The organism is Herbidospora sakaeratensis (assembly GCF_001570525.1).
Taxonomy (GTDB): Bacteria; Actinomycetota; Actinomycetes; order Streptosporangiales; family Streptosporangiaceae; genus Herbidospora; species Herbidospora sakaeratensis.
In genome coordinates this window covers 1-19,493 of the sequence record NZ_BBXC01000026.1, presented here as the reverse complement: position 1 = coordinate 19,493, position 19,493 = coordinate 1, and the positions used below count along the sequence as shown (strand labels likewise).

The window sequence follows — 19,493 nt, the reverse complement described above, 5'->3', positions numbered from 1 at the left end:
GAGGCACTGGAAAAACCACCCACGACCTGCTACGGAGCGTGACTACCGTCGGGTAGGCTCGCGGCAAGCAAGGGCTTGATCTTGTCGAGTCTCTGCTGAGCGAAGGGACCCGGACACGAAATGTCTCTCCCGTGAACGCCAGGTGGGTCGTGCCCACATCGAGCGCCGCCGCAGCCGCGGGGTCGTTCGCGATGGCCCCGGAGGATTCCACCGGCCTGTTTCTCGCGGTGGCCCTCGGAGTGGCGGCCGTGCTCGCGATATTGCTGGTCGTCGAGGCGTCGGCGGCGACGTTCTCCGAGAAACACAGCGCTAGGGCCCTGAAGGTGCTGGCCCTGCTGTTCGGCCGGGACGAACCGGCGGCCGACGAGCCCGAGGAGGAATCGTCGGCTTAGGGGGAATGTGCGCGCCCTGAGGGATTCGAACCCCCGACCGGTGGATTAGAAGTCCACTGCTCTATCCGGCTGAGCTAAGGGCGCTCAGTGCCTCATTCTGCATGATCCCCGCACTGGTTTCACAACGCAAAATGTCGGCGTCGGTCGATAGCGTAGAGGAGCTACTCCTCCGCTCCCCGTAGGGGGCGGTTTCTCCCGCCCGCCCGCTCCCGATCTCCCCGTCCGGAGGATCTGATGGACTCTCAGCTCATCGGGCGCGACCATCCCGCGGGGGTGCTGCGCGCCGAGATCGGCCGGGCCCTCGACAGCCACGGCGGTCTGGTGCTGGTCACCGGCGAGGCCGGGATCGGCAAGACCACGCTGGTCACCGGCGGGGTCGAAGAGGCCAGGCGCGCGGGCGCGCTCGTGCTCGGGGGGTCGTGCTGGCAGTCCGACGGCGCGCCGGGCTACTGGCCGTGGGTGCAGGTCGTCCGGGCGCTGCGCCGGGCCGGCGAGTGGTCGTCGGTGGGGGCCGACGCCGCCTCGACCCTGGCCGTCCTGCTGGGCGAGCGGTCGGGCGGCGGCACGGGGCTGCTCGACGGGTTCCCGTTCTACGACGCGGTGACGACGGCGCTGGTGTCGGTGGCGCAGAGCCGTCCGGTCGTGGTGGTGCTCGACGACCTCCACTGGGCCGACACCGCGTCGCTGAAGCTGCTGGAGTTCGCGGCGCAGCACACCTGGTTCGAGCGGCTGCTGCTGGTCGGCACCTACCGCGACGTCGAGGCCGAGGCGCCCGGCCATCCGCTGGCGCCGCTGATCATGCCGCTGGTGGCGAAGGCCACCTGCATCTCGCTGACCGGGCTGGGGCGCGACGACGTGGGCGCGCTGATGGCCCGCACCGCCGGGCGGGCGCCCGAACCGGCCGTGGTCGACGAGGTCCACCGGAGAACCGGCGGCAACCCGTTCTTCGTCGAGCAGACCACCCGGCTCTGGCAGGGCGGCGGGTCGGTCACGGCGATCGCGCCGGGGGTGCGCGACGCGCTGCAGAAACGTGTCTCGCTGCTGCCGCCCCAGGTGGCCGGTCTGCTGACCGACGCGTCGGTGCTCGGGCGGGAGTTCCACCCTGACGTCCTGGCCGCGCTGGCCGGGCTGCCGCCCGCCCGCCTCGACGGGCTCCTCGCGCAGGCCGTGGCCTCGCGGCTGGTCGTCCAGCTGCCCGAGGGGCGGCTGGCGTTCGCCCACGACCTCGTCCGCGAGACGCTCTACGAGTCACTCGGCGAGGGCGCGGCCGGGCGGCACGCCCGGGTGATCACGGCGCTCGACGCCGATCCGGCGCTGACGGCCCACATCCTGCCGGCCGACCAGGCCCGCCACGCCTACCAGGCGGGCCGCGAGCTGCCGCCGGCGGTCGCGGTCGACCGGCTGATGTCGGCGGCCGGCGAGGCCCACGGGCGCATGGCCATCGACGAGTCGATCGGCCATCTGCGGCGGGCCGCCGACCGAAGCGAGAGCCTCGAACCGCGCCGCCGGGCGATGATCGCGATGGAGCTGAGCGCCTGCCTGTTCCACCTCGACGACGTCGAGGAGACCCGCGCCACCCTCGAATCGGCCTGGACCTTCGCCCAGCAGACCGGCGACGCCGACGTCCTGGCCCGGGTGGCGATCAGCTACTACCGGATCGACGGGCCCAGCATGGTCGGCGGGACGGCCGGCGGCCGCAGTTCCGAGGTCGTCGAGATGGCCTATCAGGCGCTGATCGGCGGCCCGGCGGCCACCCCCGACGCGATGGCCGACCGGCTCACCGTCCACATCGCGGCGGTGGCCCGCGCGGGCGGCGACCACGAGGCGCTGACCTTCGGCCTGGCCGCCCGCCACGACGTGCTCTTCGGGCTGGGCACGGCCGCCGAGCGCATCGAGCTGACCAGCGAGATGGAGACGGCCGCCCGGCGCGCCTCCGACACCGAGACCGAACACTTCGCCGCCTCGTTGCGCTGGGTGGCGCTGCTGGAGGCGGGCGATCCCGCCTTTCTCCACCAGTTCAGCGAGTCGACCTCCTTCGCCCTGCGGGTCGGCGGCCACCGCATGATCTTCGCCGCGCGCGTCGACCAGTCGATCATCATGACCCTGGCCGGGCGGTTCGCCGAGGCCGAGGAGTTCCTGCGCGGCGCGATGGAGGTGATCGCCGAGGAGAGCCGCGACAAGTTCGCCTTCATGAGCGAGCACATCCAGTGGGCGACGCTGCTGCACCAGGGCCGGTTCGCCGAGATCCCGGCGGTGCTGAAGCGCCTGGAGTCGTCGGGGCACGCCCAGGTCGACCTGCTGACGGGCATCACCGCCCTGCAGGCCGGCGACCTCGCCACCGCGCTGACCGTGCTGCCGGGCGACGGCGTCAAGTCGTATCCCCGCAGCTTCGCCCCGCTCGGGCTGCGGTTCATCGCCCACGCCGCGGCCGAGTCGGCCGACGCCGAACTCACGGCGTGGGCGGCCGAGACCCTGACCCCCCATTCGGGCGGCTGGCTGGTCAGCATCGGCGGCTGCGACATCGCCGGGCCGGTCGACCACTGGCTCGGCGTGCTGGCCGCCTCGCGCGGCCGGTGGGACGAGGCGATCGGCCGGCTCACCGCCGCCCGCGAGTCGGCGGTGGCCTTCCAGGCCCGGCCGTGGGTGGTCGAGGCGAACGTGGAGCTGGGCCGGGCGCTGCTGGCCGCCGGCGAGCCACTGCGGGGCCGGGTGGCGCTCGACGAGGCGGCGACCGAGGCGGCCGACCTGGGCATGCGCCACATCCGCCGGAAGGTGGAGAAGCTCCGGCCGGGGCAGGCCGCCGGTCCGCCGCGGCCCGCCCGGCTCGCGCCCACCTTCCGCCGCGACGGCGACGTCTGGGAGCTCGCCTACGACGACCTGGTGGTCCGCATGCCCGACGCCAAGGGCCTGCGCGACCTCCACCTGCTCCTGGGCGCGCCGGGCACCGACATCCCGGCGGTCCGGCTGCTCAACCCCGAGGGGGGCCGTGAGGTGGTCGCGGCCCGGAGCTTCGGCGGCGACGCCGTGCTCGACGACGAGGCCAAGGCCCGCTACCGCCGCCACCTGGCCCGGCTCGACGACGAGATCGACCGGGCCGCCGGGCTCGGCGACGACGAACGGGCCGCCGCCCTCGACCGGGAACGGCAGGCCCTGCTCGACGAACTGCGCGCCGCCGCCGGGCTGGCCGGGCGCGACCGGCGGCTGGGCGACGAGGCCGAGCGGGCCCGCAAGACGGTCACCGCCCGCATCCGCGACACCCTGCGCAAGCTGGGCGAACGCCATCCGTCTCTCGCCTCCCACCTGCGCGAGTCGATCAGCACCGGTTCCTCGTGCGGCTACCGGCCGTCGTCGCCGGTGCGCTGGCGGCTCTGACCGCTACTTGCGGTTGTAGGCCCGCATGGTCAGCGGCCCGAAGATCGCCAGCAGCGCCGCCGTGGCGATGAACACCCAGGTCAGCTCGCCCATGTCGGGGGTGCCCGCCATCAGCGACCTGACCGCCGCCACCAGCCGGGTGATCGGGTTGACCTCGACGAACATCTGCAACCAGCCCGGCATGGTCGACGGGTCGACGAAGATGTTGCTCAGGAAGGTCAGCGGGAACAGCACGAGCATGCTGACCCCCATGACCGACTTCTCGCTGCGCAGGTAGAGCCCGCACATCGTCCAGATCCACGAGAAGGCGAACGAGAACACGACCAGCAATCCGATGCCGGCCGCCACGCCCATCACGCCGCCACCGGGCCGGAAGCCCAGGATCAACCCGACCACGGTGATCACCAGCGAGGCCAGCACATAACGCAGCACGTCGCCCAGCAGGTTGCCGACCAGCGCCGCGGGCCGCCAGATCGGCAACGACTTGAACCGGTCGAACACGCCCTTGGCGATGTCGATGTTCACCGCCAGCCCGCTGTACATGGTGGTCATCACGACGCTCTGCACCATGATCCCGGGCAGCAGGAACTGCAGGTACTCCCCGGTCGACCCGGCCAGCGCGCCGCCGAACAGGTAGGTGAACATCAGCGTCATCATGATCGGGAACGCCGTCACGTCGAACAGCTGCTCCGGCACGTGCTTGATCTTCAGGACCGCGCGCCAGCCGAACGTCAGCGACGCCGACAACGCACTGGGCCGGGCGGGCCGCTCCCGGGGGTCGAGGACCGCGCCGATGGTCTCGGTGGCGGGGACGTAGACCTGCTCGGTGGTCTCGGTCGCGGTGGTGGCGGTCATGCCGCGGTCTCCTTCGGGGTGGCGGGGTGGTCGGTGAGGGCGAGGAAGACCTCGTCGAGCGAGGGCTGGCCGAGCGAGAAGTCGTCGATGACGATCCCGGCGGCGGCCAGCTCCGACAGGGCGCGGGCGGCGTCTTCGGCCGCGCCGGCCTCGGTGCCGTGGCCGGGCACCCGGACGACGACCCGCCGGGGGTCGGGGTCGGGGGTCGCGGTGGCGCCCAGAGCGGCCGAGAGCAGCTTCTCGGCGTCGGCCCGCTGGCCGGGGTCGCGCAGCCGCACGTGCACGGTGCCCGCGCCGACCGACGACTTGAGCTCGCCCGGCGTCCCCTCGGCGATCAGCTTCCCGTGGTCGATCACGGCGATCCGGGAGGCCAGCTGGTCGGCCTCGTCGAGGTACTGCGTGGTCAGCAGGACCGTCGTGCCGTAGGAGACGACGGCCCTGACGATGTCCCACACCTGGTTGCGGCTGCGCGGGTCGAGGCCCGTCGTGGGTTCGTCGAGGAACAGCAGCCGTGGGGTGTTCAGCAGCGTCGCCGAGATGTCGAGGCGCCGCCGCATGCCGCCGGAGTAGTTCTTGACCTGCCGCTCCGCGGCGGCGGTGAGGCCGAACGCCTCCAGGAGCTCGTCGGCGCGGGCGCGGGCCGCCGGTGTGCGGAAGCCCAGCAGGCGGCCGATGAGGATGAGGTTCTCGCGGCCGGTCATGTCCTCGTCGAGGGAGGCGTACTGGCCGGTGAGGCCGACCAGGGAGCGCACGGCGTCGGCCTCGGCGACGACGTCGTGGCCGAAGACGCGGGCGGCGCCGCCGTCGGGACGCAGCAGCGTGGCCAGCATCCGGACGGCCGTGGTCTTGCCGGCGCCGTTGGGGCCGAGCACGCCGAACACGGCGCCGGCCGGGACCGTGAGGTCGAGCCCGTCGACGGCGCGGTTGTCGCCGAAGACCTTGACGAGACCGTTCGTCTCGATCGCGGTGTCTGTCATGCCCTCTAGGCGCGAGACGGCGTGCTAGATCGGATCTAGCGGCCCGCGAGATACGGTCGGATCGGAGATCAACGGGAGGAAGAGATGGCTGACGTCTTCGACGTGATCGTTATGGGCGCGGGGCCGGTCGGGGAGAACGTGGTCGACCGGGCCGTACGCGGCGGCCTGTCGGTGGCCGTGATCGAGGCCGAGCTCGCCGGCGGCGAGTGTTCGTACTGGGCGTGCGTGCCGAGCAAGGCCCTGCTGCGCCCGGTCGACCTGGCCGGAGAGGTCGAGCGGGCGCCGGGCCTGACGGCCGGGCCGATCGACGTGCCGGCGGTGCTGGCGCGGCGTGACTGGGCGGTGGGCGACTACAGCGACAGCGGCCAGGCGCGCTGGCTGGAGTCGCTGCCCTCGACGTACATCAGGGGCCGGGCGCGGATCGCCGGTGAACGGAAGGTCGACGTCGGCGGCCGGGTGCTGACCGCGCGGCACGCCGTCGTGGTGGCGACGGGCAGCCTGGCGGCCATTCCGCCGATCCCGGGGCTGGCCGAGGCGAAGCCGTGGACGAACCGCGAGGCCACCGGCGTGAAGAAGGTGCCGGGCCGGTTGATCGTGCTGGGCGGCGGCGTGGTGGCGTGCGAGATGTCCCAGGCGCTCCACGCGCTGGGCGCGACCGAGACGACCATGGTCGTGCGCGGCCACCGCCTGCTCGAACGGTGTGACGGCTTCGCCGCCACGATGGTCGCCGACGCGCTCGTGGCCCGGGGCGTCGACATCCGCTTCGGCACCCGGATCGAGCGGGTCGAGCGGACCGGCAGCGAGGTCGTGGCCCACCTCTCCGACGGCACGACGCTGGCCGCCGACGAGATCCTCGTCGCGGCCGGGCGCACCATCGGCGCCGACATCGGCCTGGAGACCGTCGGCCTGCCGGACGCCCGCCCGATCGAGGTCGACGACAGCATGCGCTCGCTCGCCCACGACTGGCTCTACGCGGTCGGCGACGCCAACGGCCGGGCCCTGCTCACCCACATGGGCAAATACCAGGCCCGGTTGTGCGGCGACGTGATCGCGGCCCGCGCCAACCGCCGCGCCGACGACCTGCCGTCGATGCGCGACCAGGCCGACCACTACGGCCCGCCCCAGGTCATCTTCACCGACCCGCAGGTGGCCACGGTCGGCCTCACCGAGGACGTGGCCCGGGAGCGGGGGCTCAACGTCCGTTCCGTCGAGTACGACATGAGCGGCATCACCGGCGCCTACCTGTCGGCCGAGAACTACATCGGCCGCGCGAAGGCCGTGATCGACGAAGACCGCAAGGTCCTCCTCGGCATGACCTTCGCGGGCCCGGCGGTGGCCGACATGCTCCACTCGGCCACCATCGCGATCACCGCCGAGGTGCCGCTCGACAAGCTCTGGCACGCCGTGCCGTCGTTCCCGACGGTGAGCGAGGTGTGGCTGCGCCTGCTGGAGGCGTACGGCCTCTAGACCTGGTAGGCCGAGTCGCGGACGTCGGTGATCGCCATGTGCCCCGGCGCGTGGCCGATCGCGAACGGGATCCCGGCCGCCATCACCGCGGCCTGCGGGGTGACCCCGCAGGCCCAGAACACCGGCACCTCCCCCGGCCGGACCTCGACCGGATCGCCGAAGTCGGGCGCGTCGAGGTCGTCGATCCCCAGGCCCGCCGGGTCGCCGATGTGCACGGGGGCCCCGTGCACCGCCGGATAACGCGACGACACCCGGACCGCGTCGGTGACCCGCCCGGCCGGGATGGGCCGCATCGACACCACCAGCGGCCCCGACAACCGCCCGGCCGGCCGGCACGGCACCGAGGTGCGGTACATGGGCACGTTGCCGCCCGTCTCCAGATGCCTGACCGGGATGTCCTCCCTGACCAGGGCGTCTTCGAAGGTGAAGCTGCAGCCGATGAGGAACGGCACCAGGTCGTCGCGCCAGAACCGGGTCACGTCGGTCACCTCGGCGACGGGGGCGCCGTTCTCGTACACCACGTAACCCGGCAGATCGGTCCGCAGGTCGCCCGCGAAGATCGGCAGGCTGGTGGCTCCAGGATCTCCGACGTCGAGGACGGGACAGGGCTTGGGATTGCGCTGCGCGAAGAGCAGCATGTCGTATGCGAGGCCGGCGGGCACGGCGAGCAGGTTGGCCTGGGCGTACCCGGGACACCACCCTGCGGTGGGCGTCTTCAGCCCGGCCCGGAACCGCCTCCGGGCCTCGTGAGGGGTCATACGGGAACGTCCTCCGGAATAGTTGAAACCTCAACCAAGTTGTGGGTGCATAGTCGACACGCAGGAAGGAGCCCCAAGATGCCCGCCGTAACCGTGGACAACCCGCTCACCCTCCCCCGGCTGCCGGAGCCCATGGCGGCCGTGCACGAGCGCAAGGTCCTGACCGTCGCCACCGCGCCCACGGGCTTCGAGGGCGAGGGATTCCCGGTCAGGAGAGCGCTGGCCACGATCAAGCCAAAGTATCTCGATCCGTTCATCATGATGGACCAGATGGGCGAGGTGGACTACGCGCCGGGCGAGCCGAAGGGCACCCCGTGGCACCCGCACCGTGGCTTCGAGACGGTGACGTACATCATCGACGGCGTCTTCGACCACACCGACTCCCACGGCGGCGGCGGCACGATCACCAACGGCGACACCCAGTGGATGACCGCCGGGTCGGGCCTGCTCCACAAGGAGGCCCCGCCGGAGTGGCTCGTCCAGAAGGGCGGCCTGTTCCACGGCATCCAGCTCTGGGTGAACCTGCCGTCCAAGTCGAAGATGCTCGCCCCGAAATATCAGGACATCGGCCGATCCAACGTGGTTCTGCTCAGCAGCCACGACGGCGGCGCCCTCGTCCGTGTGATCGCCGGCGACGTGGCCGGCCACCTCGGCCCGGGAGCCACCCACACGCCCATCACGCTCATCCACGCGAGCATCACGCCCGGGGCGCGGTTGTCGATCCCGTGGCGGTCGGACTTCAACGCGCTCGCGTACGTCCTGTCGGGCCGGGGAACGGCGGGGAGCGACGGCCAGCCTCTCGAAATGGGCCAGCTGGCCGTGTACGAGGGCTTCGGCGCCACCCAGGCCGAGACGATCACCCTGACGGCGGCGAAGACCCAGGAGACCCGGTCGCCGAACCTGGAGGTGATCATCCTGGGCGGCAAGCCGATCGGCGAGCCGGTGGCCCACTACGGGCCGTTCGTGATGAACACCAAGGCGGAGCTGCAGCAGGCGTTCGAGGACTTCCAGGCGGGACGGCTGGGCACGATCCCGGCGGGCCACCACTGATCGCGTGAATGAGAGGACGGCCAGGCCGGGGGCTTGGCCGTTCTTCGGCGTTCTGGGGGCGATCGTGGGGAGGGTCGTGTCCTCCGTCCACGGAAAGCCTGGAAAAACGGGTGGATCTCGGCGAGCTGTGCGCCAAACTCGCCGAGATCCGCGACGATCCCGTCCACCCGCCGGGTGGCGGGACGGTATACCTGTTCCCGTTTGGTTCCCGTGCCGTCGGCGCGGGAACTGACCGTGGGACCGACCAGTTCCCGGGCCGTCGACGATCAATCGCGAACGCGCCAACTTCCCTTGAGCCGGTGGCCGGCCGAGGGGCGGCGGAACTCGCCGGTCCGATCGAACTCCTCGTCGCGGCGCGGGCCGTCGAGGAGGTCGGTCCACCGCATGGTGAGCCGAGTGGTACGCATCTCAATATCCCCCGATAAAGCGGTGTTTCTCGTGAGTTAGTTGTATTCGGCATCGCTTGCAGATCGCTTGCCGCCCGACTGATCAGCAGGTCGAAGCCACATATTTCATCTTCTGTCTATTGAAAGCGGCCAAATAGTTCGCTTCGGTGGGGTCCCATGAGTGAAATGGTGGGCGCGGGCGTGAGCCGTCCCGTCGTCGTCGACGCGACCGTGGTCCGCGACGCGGCCGGCGAACTGGCCCGCGAGGGCAACCGGGTACCCGACATCGTCGCCCTCGACGCGCGCCGATGGATCGTGTGCTGGCGGTCCGGCGTACCCGACCCGCACGACCGCACCCCCACCGACCAGGGCGCCATCAAGTTCGCGGTCACCACCGACGGCGGCGCGACCTGGCGGAAGGGCACCCTCGCGGCGGCGACCGACACCCACCGCTACCACTACGCGATGCTCTTCACCGAGGGTTCCTTCGTGTACGCCCTCCTCGGCCGCATCACCGTCGCCGAGGACCGCGAGGAATCCGACGTCGATGGATTCCCCGTCCACCTGACCCTGAAGCGCTCCCCCGACGGCGGCACCACCTGGGCCGACCAGCCGATCACGGTCAACGTCCCGCCCAACACGCGGGGCGTCGTGGTGGCCGGCAAACCGGTCAAGGTGGGTGAGGTGTGGACGGTCCCGTTCTGGCGGCAGGGCGCCGGCGCGTCGCAGGCGGCGGTGCTGCGCTCGACCGACCTGAAGACGTGGAAGGCGGGCGCGCCGGCCGCCAACCCTCCCGGCGTCGGCGTCGAGGAACCCCAGATCGCCCTGCGCCGCGACGGCACGCTGGTCATGGTGACCCGGGCGCTGGTGCGGCGCGCCCGCCCGGAGGACCGCGAGCCCCACTACCGCGTCTCGGCCGCCCACTGCGCGACCACCACCAGCACCGACGGCGGCCTGACCTGGGCGCCGATGCGGCTCCACCCCGACCTGCCGAACTACTACGTGAAGACCTTCTTCATGATCGACTCGACCGGCCGGGAGATCGCCCTGTACAACACCTTCGCCGGCCCGATCAGGGAACCCCGCCCCGACCGTTTCCGCGAGGTCCTCCACTACAAGGTGGCCAACCCGGGCGAACCCTGGCAACCCGGCCGCCTGTTCGCCGACGGCCCCCGCCTCACGAAGACCACCGCCCGCGGCTGGGACGTCTACCCGAGCGCCGCCGAGATCTCCCCCGGCGTGCTCGCCGTGGTCTGGGAGCACAACCAGATCGAGATCAAGGTCGCCCGCCTGACGCTGAACACCCCCCTGCCCAAGGACCTGGCCCCCGGCCGCTGGACCCTCGACCCGGGCGCGACGGTCGGCTCCGACGGCGGCCTGCGCCTGCGCTCCACGACGTCCAAGGCGGTCGGCGCCCGGAAGACGATCGCCGAGATGTGCGACTTCACCGTGGAGTTCCAGGGCCAGGTCGTGGACGACAGCGCGCTCGACCCCGCGACCGGCCAGGGCGTCTGCCTGGGCACGAAGGTGTGCAACGGAGCGCGGCGGCTCATGCTGACGGTGCAGAAGGGCGGCGTCTGGACCATGCGCAAGGGCTCGTCGACGTGGGAACGTGTGCTGGCCGCGTCGACGGCGCCGGCGGTCTGGAAGGTCGTGACCGACAGCGCGGGCGTGGCCCGCCTGTTCCGCGACGGCGCCGACACGGGCGTGACGTGGGTGATCCAGGACAGCGGCGAGGCGCCCCAACTGACCCACTGGGTGATGGGCACCCGCGGGGGGAACACGGCCGAGGCCCGGATCGGTTGGACCCGCCTGACCCCGACGATCGAAGAGAACCCGGCCTGACGACTACCCGGCTCCGGCTTGACGATCTTCCCACGCGGTCAACGACAGGGATATCCGGAGCCGATCGAGGTCGACGTCCAGGATCGTCACCACGACCTCCTGGCCGACCCTGACGAGGTCCTCGAAACGCTCGAACCGCCGCCTCGACGCGTTCGCGGCCGACACCATCCCGTCGACCCCGCCGATGTCCACGAAGATCCCGAACCACGTGATCGTGGTGACCACGCCGCGACAGACCTGCCCGTGCTCGAATTTCTCGACAATGGCGCGCAATTCCGAGCCGGGCTCGAGTTCATCAATATGCGCACCACTCATATTCGCCATTATCCGTTGAGTCGTGCCCATATGGTCAAACACGTCGCCCATTAGGCCAATACAGAAGGCCACGCGGTCGGCCGCAGGACCAGCCGCCCGATACGCCGCCGACCTCCACGCGCGCATGGGTGTCGGCGGCACGGTCGAGCGGGCGGATCTGGCCCCGAAAGGGTCAGCGGGGTACCGCCCGGGACAACACCAGGGCGAAGTCGTCGTCGGGGTCGGTGTACCACCGCTCCACCTCGAACCCCGCCATCGCCAGTTCCCGGGTCAGCCCCGCCCGCCGGAACTTGGCGCTGATCTCGGTGCGCATCTCCTCCCCCTCGGCGAACATCACCGTCAGGTTCAGCGCCCTGACGTGGACGACCATGTCCTTGGTCGCCCGCAGCCGCATCTCGATCCAGTCGTTGTCGGTGTCGTAGATCGCCACGTGGGCGAAGTCGGCCGGCACGAAGTCGGCGTCGAGGCGGCGGTTGATCACGCGCAGGACGTTGCGGTTGAACGCCGCCGTCACCCCGGCCGAGTCGTCGTAGGCCGCGATCAGGCGCGAGGTGTCCTTCACCAGGTCGGCGCCGAGCAGGAAGGTCTCCCCGTCGGTCAGGGTCGAGCGCAGTTCCTTGAAGAAGACCTCGCGGGCCGGCGGCTCGAGGTTGCCGATCGTGCCGCCGAGGAAGGCGACCATCCGGCCCTCGCGTTGCGGCAGCTGCGACAGGTGGTTCTCGAAGTCGGCGCAGACGCCGACCACCTCAAAGCGCTCCGACAGGCGGTCGGCCGCCGCCTTCAGGGTCACCGAGTCGACGTCGACGGGCATGTAGGTGCGCAGGGTCCCGGCCGAGGCGAGGGCGTCGAGGAGCAGCTCGGTCTTCTCCGAGGTGCCGGAGCCCAGTTCGACCAGGGTGACGGCGCCGCTGACCGTGGCGATCTCGCGGGCGTGGGCCTTGAGGATGGCCAGTTCGCGCCGGGTCGGGTAGTACTCGGGCAGCCGGGTGATCTTGGTGAAGAGTTCGCTGCCGCAGGCGTCGTAGAACCACTTGGGCGGCAGCCATTTCGGCGCCGCCGTGAGGCCCGCGCGGACGTCGTGCTCCAGCGCCTGCCGCAGGTAGTCAGCGTCGATCAGGTTCACAGGTCCCTCCAGTCGATTCCGTCGGGCGTGACGAGCACGAGCGTGCGGTCGGGCACGCTGACCCAGCCGTCGTCGCGGTCGTCGAGCGGCTCGCTGGCCACCAGCACCCCCTCGGGGAGCGACCGGACGAAGAGCGTGTCGCCCCAGGTGGTGGCCGCGATCGTCTGGCCGTCGGTGGCGAGCAGGTTGACCCTCGCCTCGGCGTCGGCGCCCCCGGCGGCCATGGTGATCTCGGCGATGGCGTCGCCGAGGCTCCAGCCCAGCCGCCCGAGCGCGAACACGCCGGCGGCGAGCTTGGCCGAGTCGCAGGAGCTCTCGGCCTCGTGGGCCTTCAGACCGCTCAGCGCCTCGCCGGGGACGCGGCCGTTGTGGCTGAACAACCACTTCCCCTCCATGAAGGGGGCGGTGGCGGTCTCCTCGATCGGCATGCCGACCGTGGCGGAGCGGACCGCCGCGATCAGGCAGCCGGAGATCGCCGAGGCGGCCAGGCCTTCGAGGTTGGCGTCGGCCCACATCGGGATGGATCTGCGATATCGGATGACGCGGTCGTGGGCGTACCAGCCCATGCCGAAACCATCGGCGTTGACGGTGCCCCAGCGCTGCCGTCTCGGTACGTAGGACTGTTTGAGCAGGCCGTGGTCGGGCTGCTGGATCAGCGACGACAGCGGGCGCGGTTCGCCGAGCCAGGCGGCGTGGCGGCACATCAGCGGGCCTCCCCCGGCGCAGCGTCGCGGGCGCAGCGGAACCCGGAGAAGATCTGACGGCGCTGCGGATAGTCCCAGTTGCGGAAGGTCGCGCGGACGGCGGCCGGGTCGGCGGCCCACGAGCCGCCGCGCAGCACGCGGTAGTCGGGGCCGAAGAAGACCTCGCTGTACTCGCGGTAGGGGAACGCGCGGAAGCCCGGATAGGGCTGGAAGGTCGAGGACGTCCACTCCCAGACGTCGCCGATCATCTGCTCGACGCCGTAGGCGCTCGCGCCGGCCGGGTAGGCGCCCACCGGCGCCGGGCGGGCGGCGCGGTGGCCGAGGTTGGTCAGGCCCGGGGCCGGCGGCTCCTCACCCCACGGGTAGCGGCGGGTGCGGCCCGCTCCGGGATCCCAGGCGCACGCCTTCTCCCATTCGGCCTCGGTCGGCAGCCGCTTGCCCGCCCAGCGGGCGTAGGCGTCGGCTTCGTACCAGCTGACGTGCTGGACCGGCTCGTGCGGCGGGATCAGCTCGGCGCGGCCAAAGCGGGTGCGCCACCAGCTGCCGCCGTCGTCGCGGGTCCAGAACAGCGGGGCCTGGAGGCCCAGCCGGAAGCCCTCGGGGTGCCACCAGCGCGGGTCGCGGTAGCCGCCGTCTTCGACGAAGGCGAGGAAGTCGCCGTTGCTGACGGGCACCCGGTCGATCCAGAACGCGGCCAGGTCGACCGTGTGGGCGGGGCGCTCGTTGTCGTAGGCCCACGGGTTGACGTCGGTGCCCATGGTGAACGGGCCGCCCGGGACGAACACCTCGCCCGCCACCGGCCGCCCGGCGGGCAGGTCGCCGTCGCTGACCAGGCCGGGCTCGCGCGACAGCTGGAGTGTGGCCAGCATGGTCTCGTCGTGCTGGTGCTCGTGCTGGATGACCAGCCCGAACACGAATCCGCCCGACTTGAGCGGGTCGGGGTCGTCGAAGTCGACCTTGTCGAGGACGTCGAGCACGCGGCCGCGTACACCCTCGATGTATTTGCGGGCCTCGGCCGGGCCCAGCATCGGCAACGACGGACGGTCGCGGCGGGGCGTCTTGAACGCGTCGTAGATGTCGTCGATCTCGGGCCGCAGCGGCGTGATGCCGCCGACCTCGCGCAGCACCCAGAGTTCCTCGTAGTTGCCGACGTGGGCGAGGTCCCAGACCAGCGGCGACATCAGCGGGGAGTGCTGGCGGACGAGGAGGTGGTCGTCAGCGTCGGTGTAGCTGAGAGATCGGTCGCGCACGGCCAGGAGCTGGGCGGCGATCTGTTCCTTCATCGCGTCTCCAAGAGGAGGTCGGCGGCCGGGGACCGGCCGGGTTCGACGAACCGCACGGCGTAGTCGGTGACCTGGTCGATCAGGCTCGGTGGCGCGCCCCATCGGGGCAGCGCGTCGGCGGCGGCCCGGAAGGCGGTGAGGGCGGCCTGCCGGAAGGCCGGGGCGGCGAGCCCGCAGCGGGCGGCCTCCGACCACTGCCCGGCGACGGCCAGGGCGTCGGCCGCCGCCGCACCGGCGGCCTCGTCGTCGACGATCAGGGCGTAGGCGACGGCGACGGCGACCGGCCAGGCGACCGGCCCGAGGGCGTCGAGGTAGCGGATCTCCATGAACCCGCGCGGCCGGACCGGCGGGAAGAGCGTGGTGGCGTGGTAGGCGAGGTCGTCGTGGGTCGGCGCGCGCCCGGCCACCTGGTCGAAGTCGCGGAAGCGATGCCCCTGTGCCGTCTGCCGGCAGGACCCGTCGGTCTCGTGGACGAGCATCAGCTTGGCGGCCTGCAGGTAGTCGGCCCAGTCGGTCGGCGGATGCCCCCTCCGCCGGTCTCCGCTCGGACCCTCCGTCGTCCTCACCACCCCTTCGCCCGATCCGTCACATACAACGCACGAATGGCCGGAATCCATCAGGTGTCCCGGCCCGACCGGGGCCGTGCGCGACGGGTCGAGGGCCAGCCAGACGGCCTGTCGGCCCGACAACCACGAGCCGAACCACGGCACCGGCCCCGGCGAGTTGGCGAACGCCGCCACCAGCGCCGGGCCGAACAGATGGGCCCGGCGCCAGCGGGCGAAAGGGTCGGCGCCGAAGTCGAGGTTGACCTGGATCGACGCGGTCGAGCACATCATCAGCGCCCCGTAGGGCTCTCCCAGGCAGGCGGCCATGGCGTCGTAGCGCGGGGTGTGGAGCTGGCGCAGCGGCCGCCGGTGGCCGTCGAGCCCCGAGCGGCCGAGGGTGAGGCCGGCGGCGGCGAGCGCGGAACGTACACGATCGACGTCTTGTCGCAGCGCGGCCACGGCCGATGGGAGAGAACCTGGTGGGGCGGACAGCTCGACCTGCCCCCCGGGTTCGTAGGTGATCACGCTTCCGCCGGGGAGGGTCAGCCCGCCGAGGGCTCCGGTGGTGCGCGCGATGGGGACGGTCAGCGCAGGGTCGGTCACATCGTGGACGAGGAACTCCAGCTCGACTCCGACCTGATCGCCGGGGCTCCCGGTGAAACAGCCTTCCGCGTATGCCAGCACATCGGCCATGACCACTCAGATCCGCGACCGGCCCCGGCGTTACACCTCACTCCGGCTTTTCTGAACTCGCTTCGCGGAAGGCCGTGAGCAGGTGGGATCGCGTCTGCGGGGACAGGCCGGGGGCGGGGAGCTCACCGAGGGCGGTGATCGTGGAGGTGAACTGGCCGTAGTAGCCGGTGCAGCCCGAGCAGCGGGCCATGTGGTCGAGGAAGAGGGGACGGGAGGAGTCGTCGAGCGCGTCGTCGAGATAGGCGGTCACGAGTTCGGCGAACTCGTCGCAGTTCATGGCCCTCCTTTCCCGTCGTAATAGGCGGCCAGGTGGTCGCGGACGGCCGCCCTGGCGCGGTGGAGCAGCACCCGCTGGTTGGCCGGGGAGATCGACAGGATCTCGCAGACCTCGTCGGAGCCGTAGCCCTCCATGTCGCGCAGCGTGATCACGGCGCGCTGCCGGGACGGGAGGGTTCCCACCGCCTTGTCGATCAGCTCCCTGACCTCGCCCGCCAGCGCCGCCCCCTCGGGACCGCCCTCGGCCCGTTCGGGCGGGACGCCGTCGGGACGCTCGCCGCCGACGCTGCTCACAGGGATCGTACGGCTCTCCCGCTCTCCCCGTCTCCGCGCCGTGTTGACCAGGATGCGGTAGACCCACGTGCGCAGCGACGAACGGCCCTCGAAGGTGCCGACCGCCCGGATCACGGCGAGCCACGTGTCCTGTACGACCTCCTCGGCCGACGCCGCCGTCGACACGTATGACCTGGCGAGCCGCAACATTCCCCGTGACCATTCGTCGAGGAGCAGCGCGAAGACCTCTTCGTCGCCGCTTCGCAGCCCGGCCACGATCACCGGATCGGGCGGAAAATCGGTCACCCCACCGAGCCTAACGACGCCCTCCGACATTCCCGCGACCCTCCAGTGAACGCCCGATGCCCGAGATGTCCTCCCTGCCCGGCATCTCCCCCTGTCCACCTAATCACCCTCTGTGAGCGATCTTTTCGGCAGGGTGTCGAAGCACGGTAACCGACGCATGCGAACTCCCGTTGACGTCGTGTGAATCCCGGTTGCGGCCCGCACCCGGGCCACGTCACCCAACGTGACCACACGGATGAACGGAGCGCGAACACGACGTTGCCACCTGTGGATATCCCCGCCCGGCGGCCGCGTCGTTTGGTCCGTGGCCGGGGCGGTAGGTTCTTGAACCGTGACTTTCATCGAATCCGGTGCTCACGGTGTGGGGCTCGCGACCGTCACCCCCGACGGCACGGTCCTCGACGTCTGGTTCCCCAACCCCGCCCTCGGCGACCCCGGCGAGCCGGGCGTCCGGCGCCTGGCCGCGGTCGAGGTGGGCGAGCTGGCGAGCCTGGTCAGGGAAGACCCCGAGCGGGGGGTCGAGGTCGTGGCCGTCTCCGTCGGGATCGGCAAGCTGTCCGACCCGCCGGCCGACACCTACGACGTCTACCTGCGTCTCCACCTGCTGTCCCACCGTCTGGTCCGGCCCCACCAGGCCAACCTCGACGGCGTCTTCGGCCTGCTGGCCAACGTCGTGTGGACCAACCACGGCCCCTGCCAGGTCGAGGGCTTCGAGAACGTCCGCGCCCGGCTGCGGGCCCGCGGCGCGGTGACCGTCTACTCGGTCGACAAGTTCCCCCGCATGGTCGACTACGTGCTGCCGACCGGGGTGCGCGTCGGCGACGCCGACCGGGTCCGGCTCGGCGCCCACCTGGCGTCCGGCACGACCGTCATGCACGAGGGCTTCGTCAACTTCAACGCCGGCACGCTGGGCGTCTCGATGGTCGAGGGCCGCATCTCGGCGGGCGTCGTCGTGGGCGACGGCTCCGACGTCGGCGGCGGCGCGTCGATCATGGGCACGCTGTCGGGCGGCGGCAAGGAGATCGTCCAGGTCGGGCAGCGCTGCCTCATCGGCGCCCAGGCCGGCATCGGCATCTCCCTCGGCGACGACTGCGTGGTCGAGGCCGGCCTCTACGTCACCGCGGGCACCAAGGTGACCCTGCCCGACGGCGCCGTCGTCAAGGCCAAGGAGCTGTCGGGCCAAAGCGGCCTGCTCTTCCTGCGCGACTCGGTGACCGGCGCGGTCGTCGCCAAGGCCCGCACGGGCGGCAAGGTCGAACTCAACGCGGCCCTCCACGCCAACGACTGACCGGGCGAAGGGCGGCGCCTGCCCGGCGCCGCCCGGCCTCGGTGAGCCGTTCGGGTTGCGATTCCCGTGCCCCTCGCCCGAAGATCACCCCATGCGATGGATCGGCCGCTTTGCGGCTGCGGTGCTGCTTCTCGGCGGGCTGGCCGCGGCGTTCTACGACAACCCCTACGGCTGGGATGGCCACAGCGAGCTGACCTGCGGCGGAGCCTTCTTCTTCCCGGCGGGCTACAGCGGCGAGCTCAACCCCGACTGCCCCGGTCGCCTGTGGGAGATGCGGTTCGGCTCGGTCGCCCTGCTGGTGGCCGGTGCGTCCATCGCCTGGGTGACCCGCACTCTGAGCAGACGCGCAGCGCCCTCACCCTGAGGCCGTCGAGGCTCAGGCCAGGGTTCCTGGATCTCCGTCACCCAGCTCTCCGGGTCGCCCATCCCGTACTCCAGGTAGACCTCCCGGCTGAACCCGGCCCCCCGCTCCCCGTGGTCCTCGATCCAGCGGTGCAGGTTCTGGATGGTCGCGTCCACGCCGTCCATGGGCCCGTGGTGGATGATCGTCGCGGCCCGCTCGATCGGCGGCAGGTCGACGACGTCGAAGTCGTAGGCCGGATCGGGTGCGACGTTGACGGGGAAGCCGGCGTGGATCTTCACGCCGCCGTCCGGGGCCTCCTCGTAGTAGGCGATCCCGGGCCCGGCGAGTTCCACCCCCGCCTTGGTCAGCCGGCAGTGCAGTTCCGGGTAGAGCGGCTGGATGACGGGACCGATGTGCTCGCTCGCGTAGCTCTCGGCCACCGCCGACAACTCGGCGACCCTGACGGCGGGGACGGATTTCACGACGACGTCGGCAGGCAAGACGCCCTCCTTCTCGATGATCTGGATCCTCGCCTCGACCCCCCGCAGCCGGGCCCGGTCGGCCTCGACCCGGGCCTCCAGGTCGGCCCGGCGGAGCCGGAGCATCCCGTGCAGTTCGGCCACGCCGACCTTCTCGTCGAGGATCTGGCGGACCTGCTGGAGGCTGAACCCGAGGTCCTTCAGGGCCACGACCCGGTTGAGGCGGCTGAGCTGCGCGGCCTCGTAGGAGCGGTAGCCCGTCAGGGGGTCGACCCGGGCGGGGGTGAGCAGGCCGAGCGCGTCGTAGTGGCGCAACATCCGCACCGACACGCGGCCGATTCTGGCGAAGTCTCCGATGCTGTACATGACGCCTCCGGGTCTATCGGCTGACACCGTGTGAGGGTCAACGGCCGCCCCTGAGACGCCCCTGAGTTGTCCCTGATGTTGCCGCCTGACCCGCGATTTCTCGGCAAATGAGACTTACCGTGAAGCCTATGGGACGCATTCTTATGTACGCCGTCATCGCGGTCGCCGCCTTCTTCGTCATCGGCTGGCTCATCGGGCTGGTCTTCGGCCTCCTCAAGTGGGTTCTGATCCTCGGCGTCATCGGCCTCGCCGTCATGGGGGTCATGAAGCTGACCCGCGGCAAGAGCAAGTCGTCGCCCGACTGGTCGTGACCCCGAACTGAACCCCCCACCGCAACGCGAGAGCCCCGGCGCCTGTCGACACCGGGGCTCGCGTATTTCAGGTGTTAGCTGATCGG

The 19,493-nt window shown here is 71.3% G+C and carries 19 protein-coding genes and 1 tRNA gene; 7 read left to right on the top strand and 13 right to left on the bottom strand.

The window, feature by feature from the left end; genetic code table 11:
- Window positions 1-131 precede the first annotated feature (131 nt).
- Window positions 132-392, top strand: a complete 261-nt coding sequence (locus tag AW271_RS35390; protein ID WP_062342246.1) for a hypothetical protein — start codon at window positions 132-134, stop codon at window positions 390-392.
- A 10-nt stretch (window positions 393-402) separates the two neighbouring features.
- On the opposite strand, the gene AW271_RS35385 is transcribed toward AW271_RS35390, so the two are convergent.
- Window positions 403-476, bottom strand: a tRNA-Arg gene (locus AW271_RS35385).
- Window positions 477-626: 150 nt separating this feature from the next.
- On the opposite strand from AW271_RS35385, the gene AW271_RS35380 reads away from it, so the two are divergent.
- Complete coding sequence (locus tag AW271_RS35380; protein WP_083977708.1) at window positions 627-3,764, top strand: ATP-binding protein; 3,138 nt, start codon at window positions 627-629, stop codon at window positions 3,762-3,764.
- Between the two features lie 3 nt (window positions 3,765-3,767).
- Here AW271_RS35380 and AW271_RS35375 read toward each other — a convergent pair whose 3' ends face one another.
- Together AW271_RS35375 and AW271_RS35370 are read right to left on the bottom strand one after the other, a co-directional pair.
- A complete protein-coding gene (locus AW271_RS35375) occupies window positions 3,768-4,619 on the bottom strand; it encodes an ABC transporter permease (RefSeq protein ID WP_062342244.1) in 852 nt (283 codons plus the stop codon).
- A complete protein-coding gene (locus AW271_RS35370; protein WP_062342242.1) occupies window positions 4,616-5,596 on the bottom strand; it encodes an ATP-binding cassette domain-containing protein in 981 nt (326 codons plus the stop codon). The genes AW271_RS35375 and AW271_RS35370 overlap by 4 nt, the downstream gene beginning before the upstream one ends.
- A gap of 84 nt (window positions 5,597-5,680) precedes the next feature.
- Here AW271_RS35370 and AW271_RS35365 point away from each other — a divergent pair, with 84 nt between their 5' ends.
- Window positions 5,681-7,063 (top strand): dihydrolipoyl dehydrogenase family protein, encoded by a 1,383-nt coding sequence (locus tag AW271_RS35365; RefSeq protein WP_062342240.1) that lies wholly within the window; start codon window positions 5,681-5,683, stop codon window positions 7,061-7,063.
- Here AW271_RS35365 and AW271_RS35360 read toward each other — a convergent pair.
- Window positions 7,060-7,821: a putative hydro-lyase gene (locus AW271_RS35360; RefSeq protein ID WP_062342238.1), complete on the bottom strand. Its 762-nt coding sequence runs from the start codon at window positions 7,819-7,821 to the stop codon at window positions 7,060-7,062. The two genes, AW271_RS35365 and AW271_RS35360, sit on opposite strands and share 4 nt — an antisense overlap.
- 78 nt (window positions 7,822-7,899) lie before the next feature.
- Between AW271_RS35360 and AW271_RS35355 the strand changes: the two genes are divergently transcribed.
- Window positions 7,900-8,871, top strand: coding sequence for a pirin family protein (locus AW271_RS35355; protein WP_062342236.1), 972 nt, complete (start codon window positions 7,900-7,902; stop codon window positions 8,869-8,871).
- A 266-nt stretch (window positions 8,872-9,137) separates the two neighbouring features.
- On the opposite strand, the gene AW271_RS40390 is transcribed toward AW271_RS35355, so the two are convergent.
- The gene (locus AW271_RS40390; protein WP_157554966.1) at window positions 9,138-9,278 is read right to left on the bottom strand and encodes a hypothetical protein; all 141 of its coding nucleotides are present in this window, start codon (window positions 9,276-9,278) and stop codon (window positions 9,138-9,140) included.
- 156 nt (window positions 9,279-9,434) lie between these two features.
- On the opposite strand from AW271_RS40390, the gene AW271_RS35350 reads away from it, so the two are divergent.
- Window positions 9,435-11,102: a sialidase family protein gene (locus tag AW271_RS35350; RefSeq protein ID WP_083977706.1), complete on the top strand. Its 1,668-nt coding sequence runs from the start codon at window positions 9,435-9,437 to the stop codon at window positions 11,100-11,102.
- A 3-nt stretch (window positions 11,103-11,105) separates the two neighbouring features.
- On the opposite strand, the gene AW271_RS35345 is transcribed toward AW271_RS35350, so the two are convergent.
- The 7 genes from AW271_RS35345 to AW271_RS35315 form a co-directional block, all read right to left on the bottom strand.
- Window positions 11,106-11,417 (bottom strand): S1 RNA-binding domain-containing protein, encoded by a 312-nt coding sequence (locus tag AW271_RS35345; protein ID WP_169806452.1) that lies wholly within the window; start codon window positions 11,415-11,417, stop codon window positions 11,106-11,108.
- 172 nt (window positions 11,418-11,589) lie between these two features.
- Window positions 11,590-12,540 carry an L-histidine N(alpha)-methyltransferase gene (egtD, locus tag AW271_RS35340; protein ID WP_245653356.1) on the bottom strand — a complete coding sequence of 317 codons (951 nt, stop codon included), beginning with the start codon at window positions 12,538-12,540 and terminating at the stop codon, window positions 11,590-11,592.
- Window positions 12,537-13,244, bottom strand: coding sequence for an ergothioneine biosynthesis protein EgtC (egtC, locus tag AW271_RS35335; protein ID WP_062342231.1), 708 nt, complete (start codon window positions 13,242-13,244; stop codon window positions 12,537-12,539). The genes egtD and egtC overlap by 4 nt, the downstream gene beginning before the upstream one ends.
- On the bottom strand, window positions 13,244-14,527 hold the full coding sequence (gene egtB / locus AW271_RS35330; protein WP_062342229.1) for an ergothioneine biosynthesis protein EgtB: 1,284 nt from the start codon (window positions 14,525-14,527) through the stop codon (window positions 13,244-13,246). Before egtB ends, egtC begins: the two co-directional genes overlap by 1 nt.
- Window positions 14,524-15,765: a glutamate-cysteine ligase family protein gene (locus AW271_RS35325; protein WP_062342226.1), complete on the bottom strand. Its 1,242-nt coding sequence runs from the start codon at window positions 15,763-15,765 to the stop codon at window positions 14,524-14,526. The genes egtB and AW271_RS35325 overlap by 4 nt, the downstream gene beginning before the upstream one ends.
- A gap of 37 nt (window positions 15,766-15,802) precedes the next feature.
- Window positions 15,803-16,042, bottom strand: a complete 240-nt coding sequence (locus tag AW271_RS35320) for an anti-sigma factor family protein (protein WP_062342224.1) — start codon at window positions 16,040-16,042, stop codon at window positions 15,803-15,805.
- Complete coding sequence (locus AW271_RS35315; RefSeq protein WP_231515683.1) at window positions 16,039-16,620, bottom strand: RNA polymerase sigma factor; 582 nt, start codon at window positions 16,618-16,620, stop codon at window positions 16,039-16,041. The genes AW271_RS35320 and AW271_RS35315 overlap by 4 nt, the downstream gene beginning before the upstream one ends.
- Before the next feature lie 331 nt (window positions 16,621-16,951).
- Here AW271_RS35315 and dapD point away from each other — a divergent pair, with 331 nt between their 5' ends.
- Entirely contained in the window at window positions 16,952-17,908 is a 957-nt protein-coding gene (gene dapD / locus AW271_RS35310; RefSeq protein WP_062342223.1) for a 2,3,4,5-tetrahydropyridine-2,6-dicarboxylate N-succinyltransferase, read from the top strand.
- A gap of 225 nt (window positions 17,909-18,133) precedes the next feature.
- Here dapD and AW271_RS35305 read toward each other — a convergent pair whose 3' ends face one another.
- Window positions 18,134-19,096, bottom strand: coding sequence for a MerR family transcriptional regulator (locus tag AW271_RS35305; RefSeq protein ID WP_063818216.1), 963 nt, complete (start codon window positions 19,094-19,096; stop codon window positions 18,134-18,136).
- A 128-nt stretch (window positions 19,097-19,224) separates the two neighbouring features.
- On the opposite strand from AW271_RS35305, the gene AW271_RS40385 reads away from it, so the two are divergent.
- Window positions 19,225-19,407: a hypothetical protein gene (locus tag AW271_RS40385; protein ID WP_063818215.1), complete on the top strand. Its 183-nt coding sequence runs from the start codon at window positions 19,225-19,227 to the stop codon at window positions 19,405-19,407.
- The last annotated feature ends 86 nt before the right edge of the window (window positions 19,408-19,493 follow it).

What these genes read in the sequence shown, in the direction of transcription:
- AW271_RS35365 (WP_062342240.1), top strand. Translation starts at nt 5,681, where the DNA reads ATGGCTGACGTCTTCGACGTGATCGTTATGGGCGCGGGGCCGGTCGGG.
- AW271_RS35325 (WP_062342226.1), bottom strand. Translation starts at nt 15,765, where the DNA reads ATGGCCGATGTGCTGGCATACGCGGAAGGCTGTTTCACCGGGAGCCCC.
- egtC (WP_062342231.1), bottom strand. Translation starts at nt 13,244, where the DNA reads ATGTGCCGCCACGCCGCCTGGCTCGGCGAACCGCGCCCGCTGTCGTCG.
- AW271_RS35375 (WP_062342244.1), bottom strand. Translation starts at nt 4,619, where the DNA reads ATGACCGCCACCACCGCGACCGAGACCACCGAGCAGGTCTACGTCCCC.
- AW271_RS35355 (WP_062342236.1), top strand. Translation starts at nt 7,900, where the DNA reads ATGCCCGCCGTAACCGTGGACAACCCGCTCACCCTCCCCCGGCTGCCG.
- AW271_RS35350 (WP_083977706.1), top strand. Translation starts at nt 9,435, where the DNA reads ATGAGTGAAATGGTGGGCGCGGGCGTGAGCCGTCCCGTCGTCGTCGAC.
- AW271_RS40390 (WP_157554966.1), bottom strand. Translation starts at nt 9,278, where the DNA reads ATGCGTACCACTCGGCTCACCATGCGGTGGACCGACCTCCTCGACGGC.
- egtB (WP_062342229.1), bottom strand. Translation starts at nt 14,527, where the DNA reads ATGAAGGAACAGATCGCCGCCCAGCTCCTGGCCGTGCGCGACCGATCT.
- AW271_RS35320 (WP_062342224.1), bottom strand. Translation starts at nt 16,042, where the DNA reads ATGAACTGCGACGAGTTCGCCGAACTCGTGACCGCCTATCTCGACGAC.
- AW271_RS35360 (WP_062342238.1), bottom strand. Translation starts at nt 7,821, where the DNA reads ATGACCCCTCACGAGGCCCGGAGGCGGTTCCGGGCCGGGCTGAAGACG.
- AW271_RS35370 (WP_062342242.1), bottom strand. Translation starts at nt 5,596, where the DNA reads ATGACAGACACCGCGATCGAGACGAACGGTCTCGTCAAGGTCTTCGGC.
- AW271_RS40385 (WP_063818215.1), top strand. Translation starts at nt 19,225, where the DNA reads ATGGGACGCATTCTTATGTACGCCGTCATCGCGGTCGCCGCCTTCTTC.
- AW271_RS35380 (WP_083977708.1), top strand. Translation starts at nt 627, where the DNA reads ATGGACTCTCAGCTCATCGGGCGCGACCATCCCGCGGGGGTGCTGCGC.
- AW271_RS35305 (WP_063818216.1), bottom strand. Translation starts at nt 19,096, where the DNA reads ATGTACAGCATCGGAGACTTCGCCAGAATCGGCCGCGTGTCGGTGCGG.
- AW271_RS35345 (WP_169806452.1), bottom strand. Translation starts at nt 11,417, where the DNA reads ATGAGTGGTGCGCATATTGATGAACTCGAGCCCGGCTCGGAATTGCGC.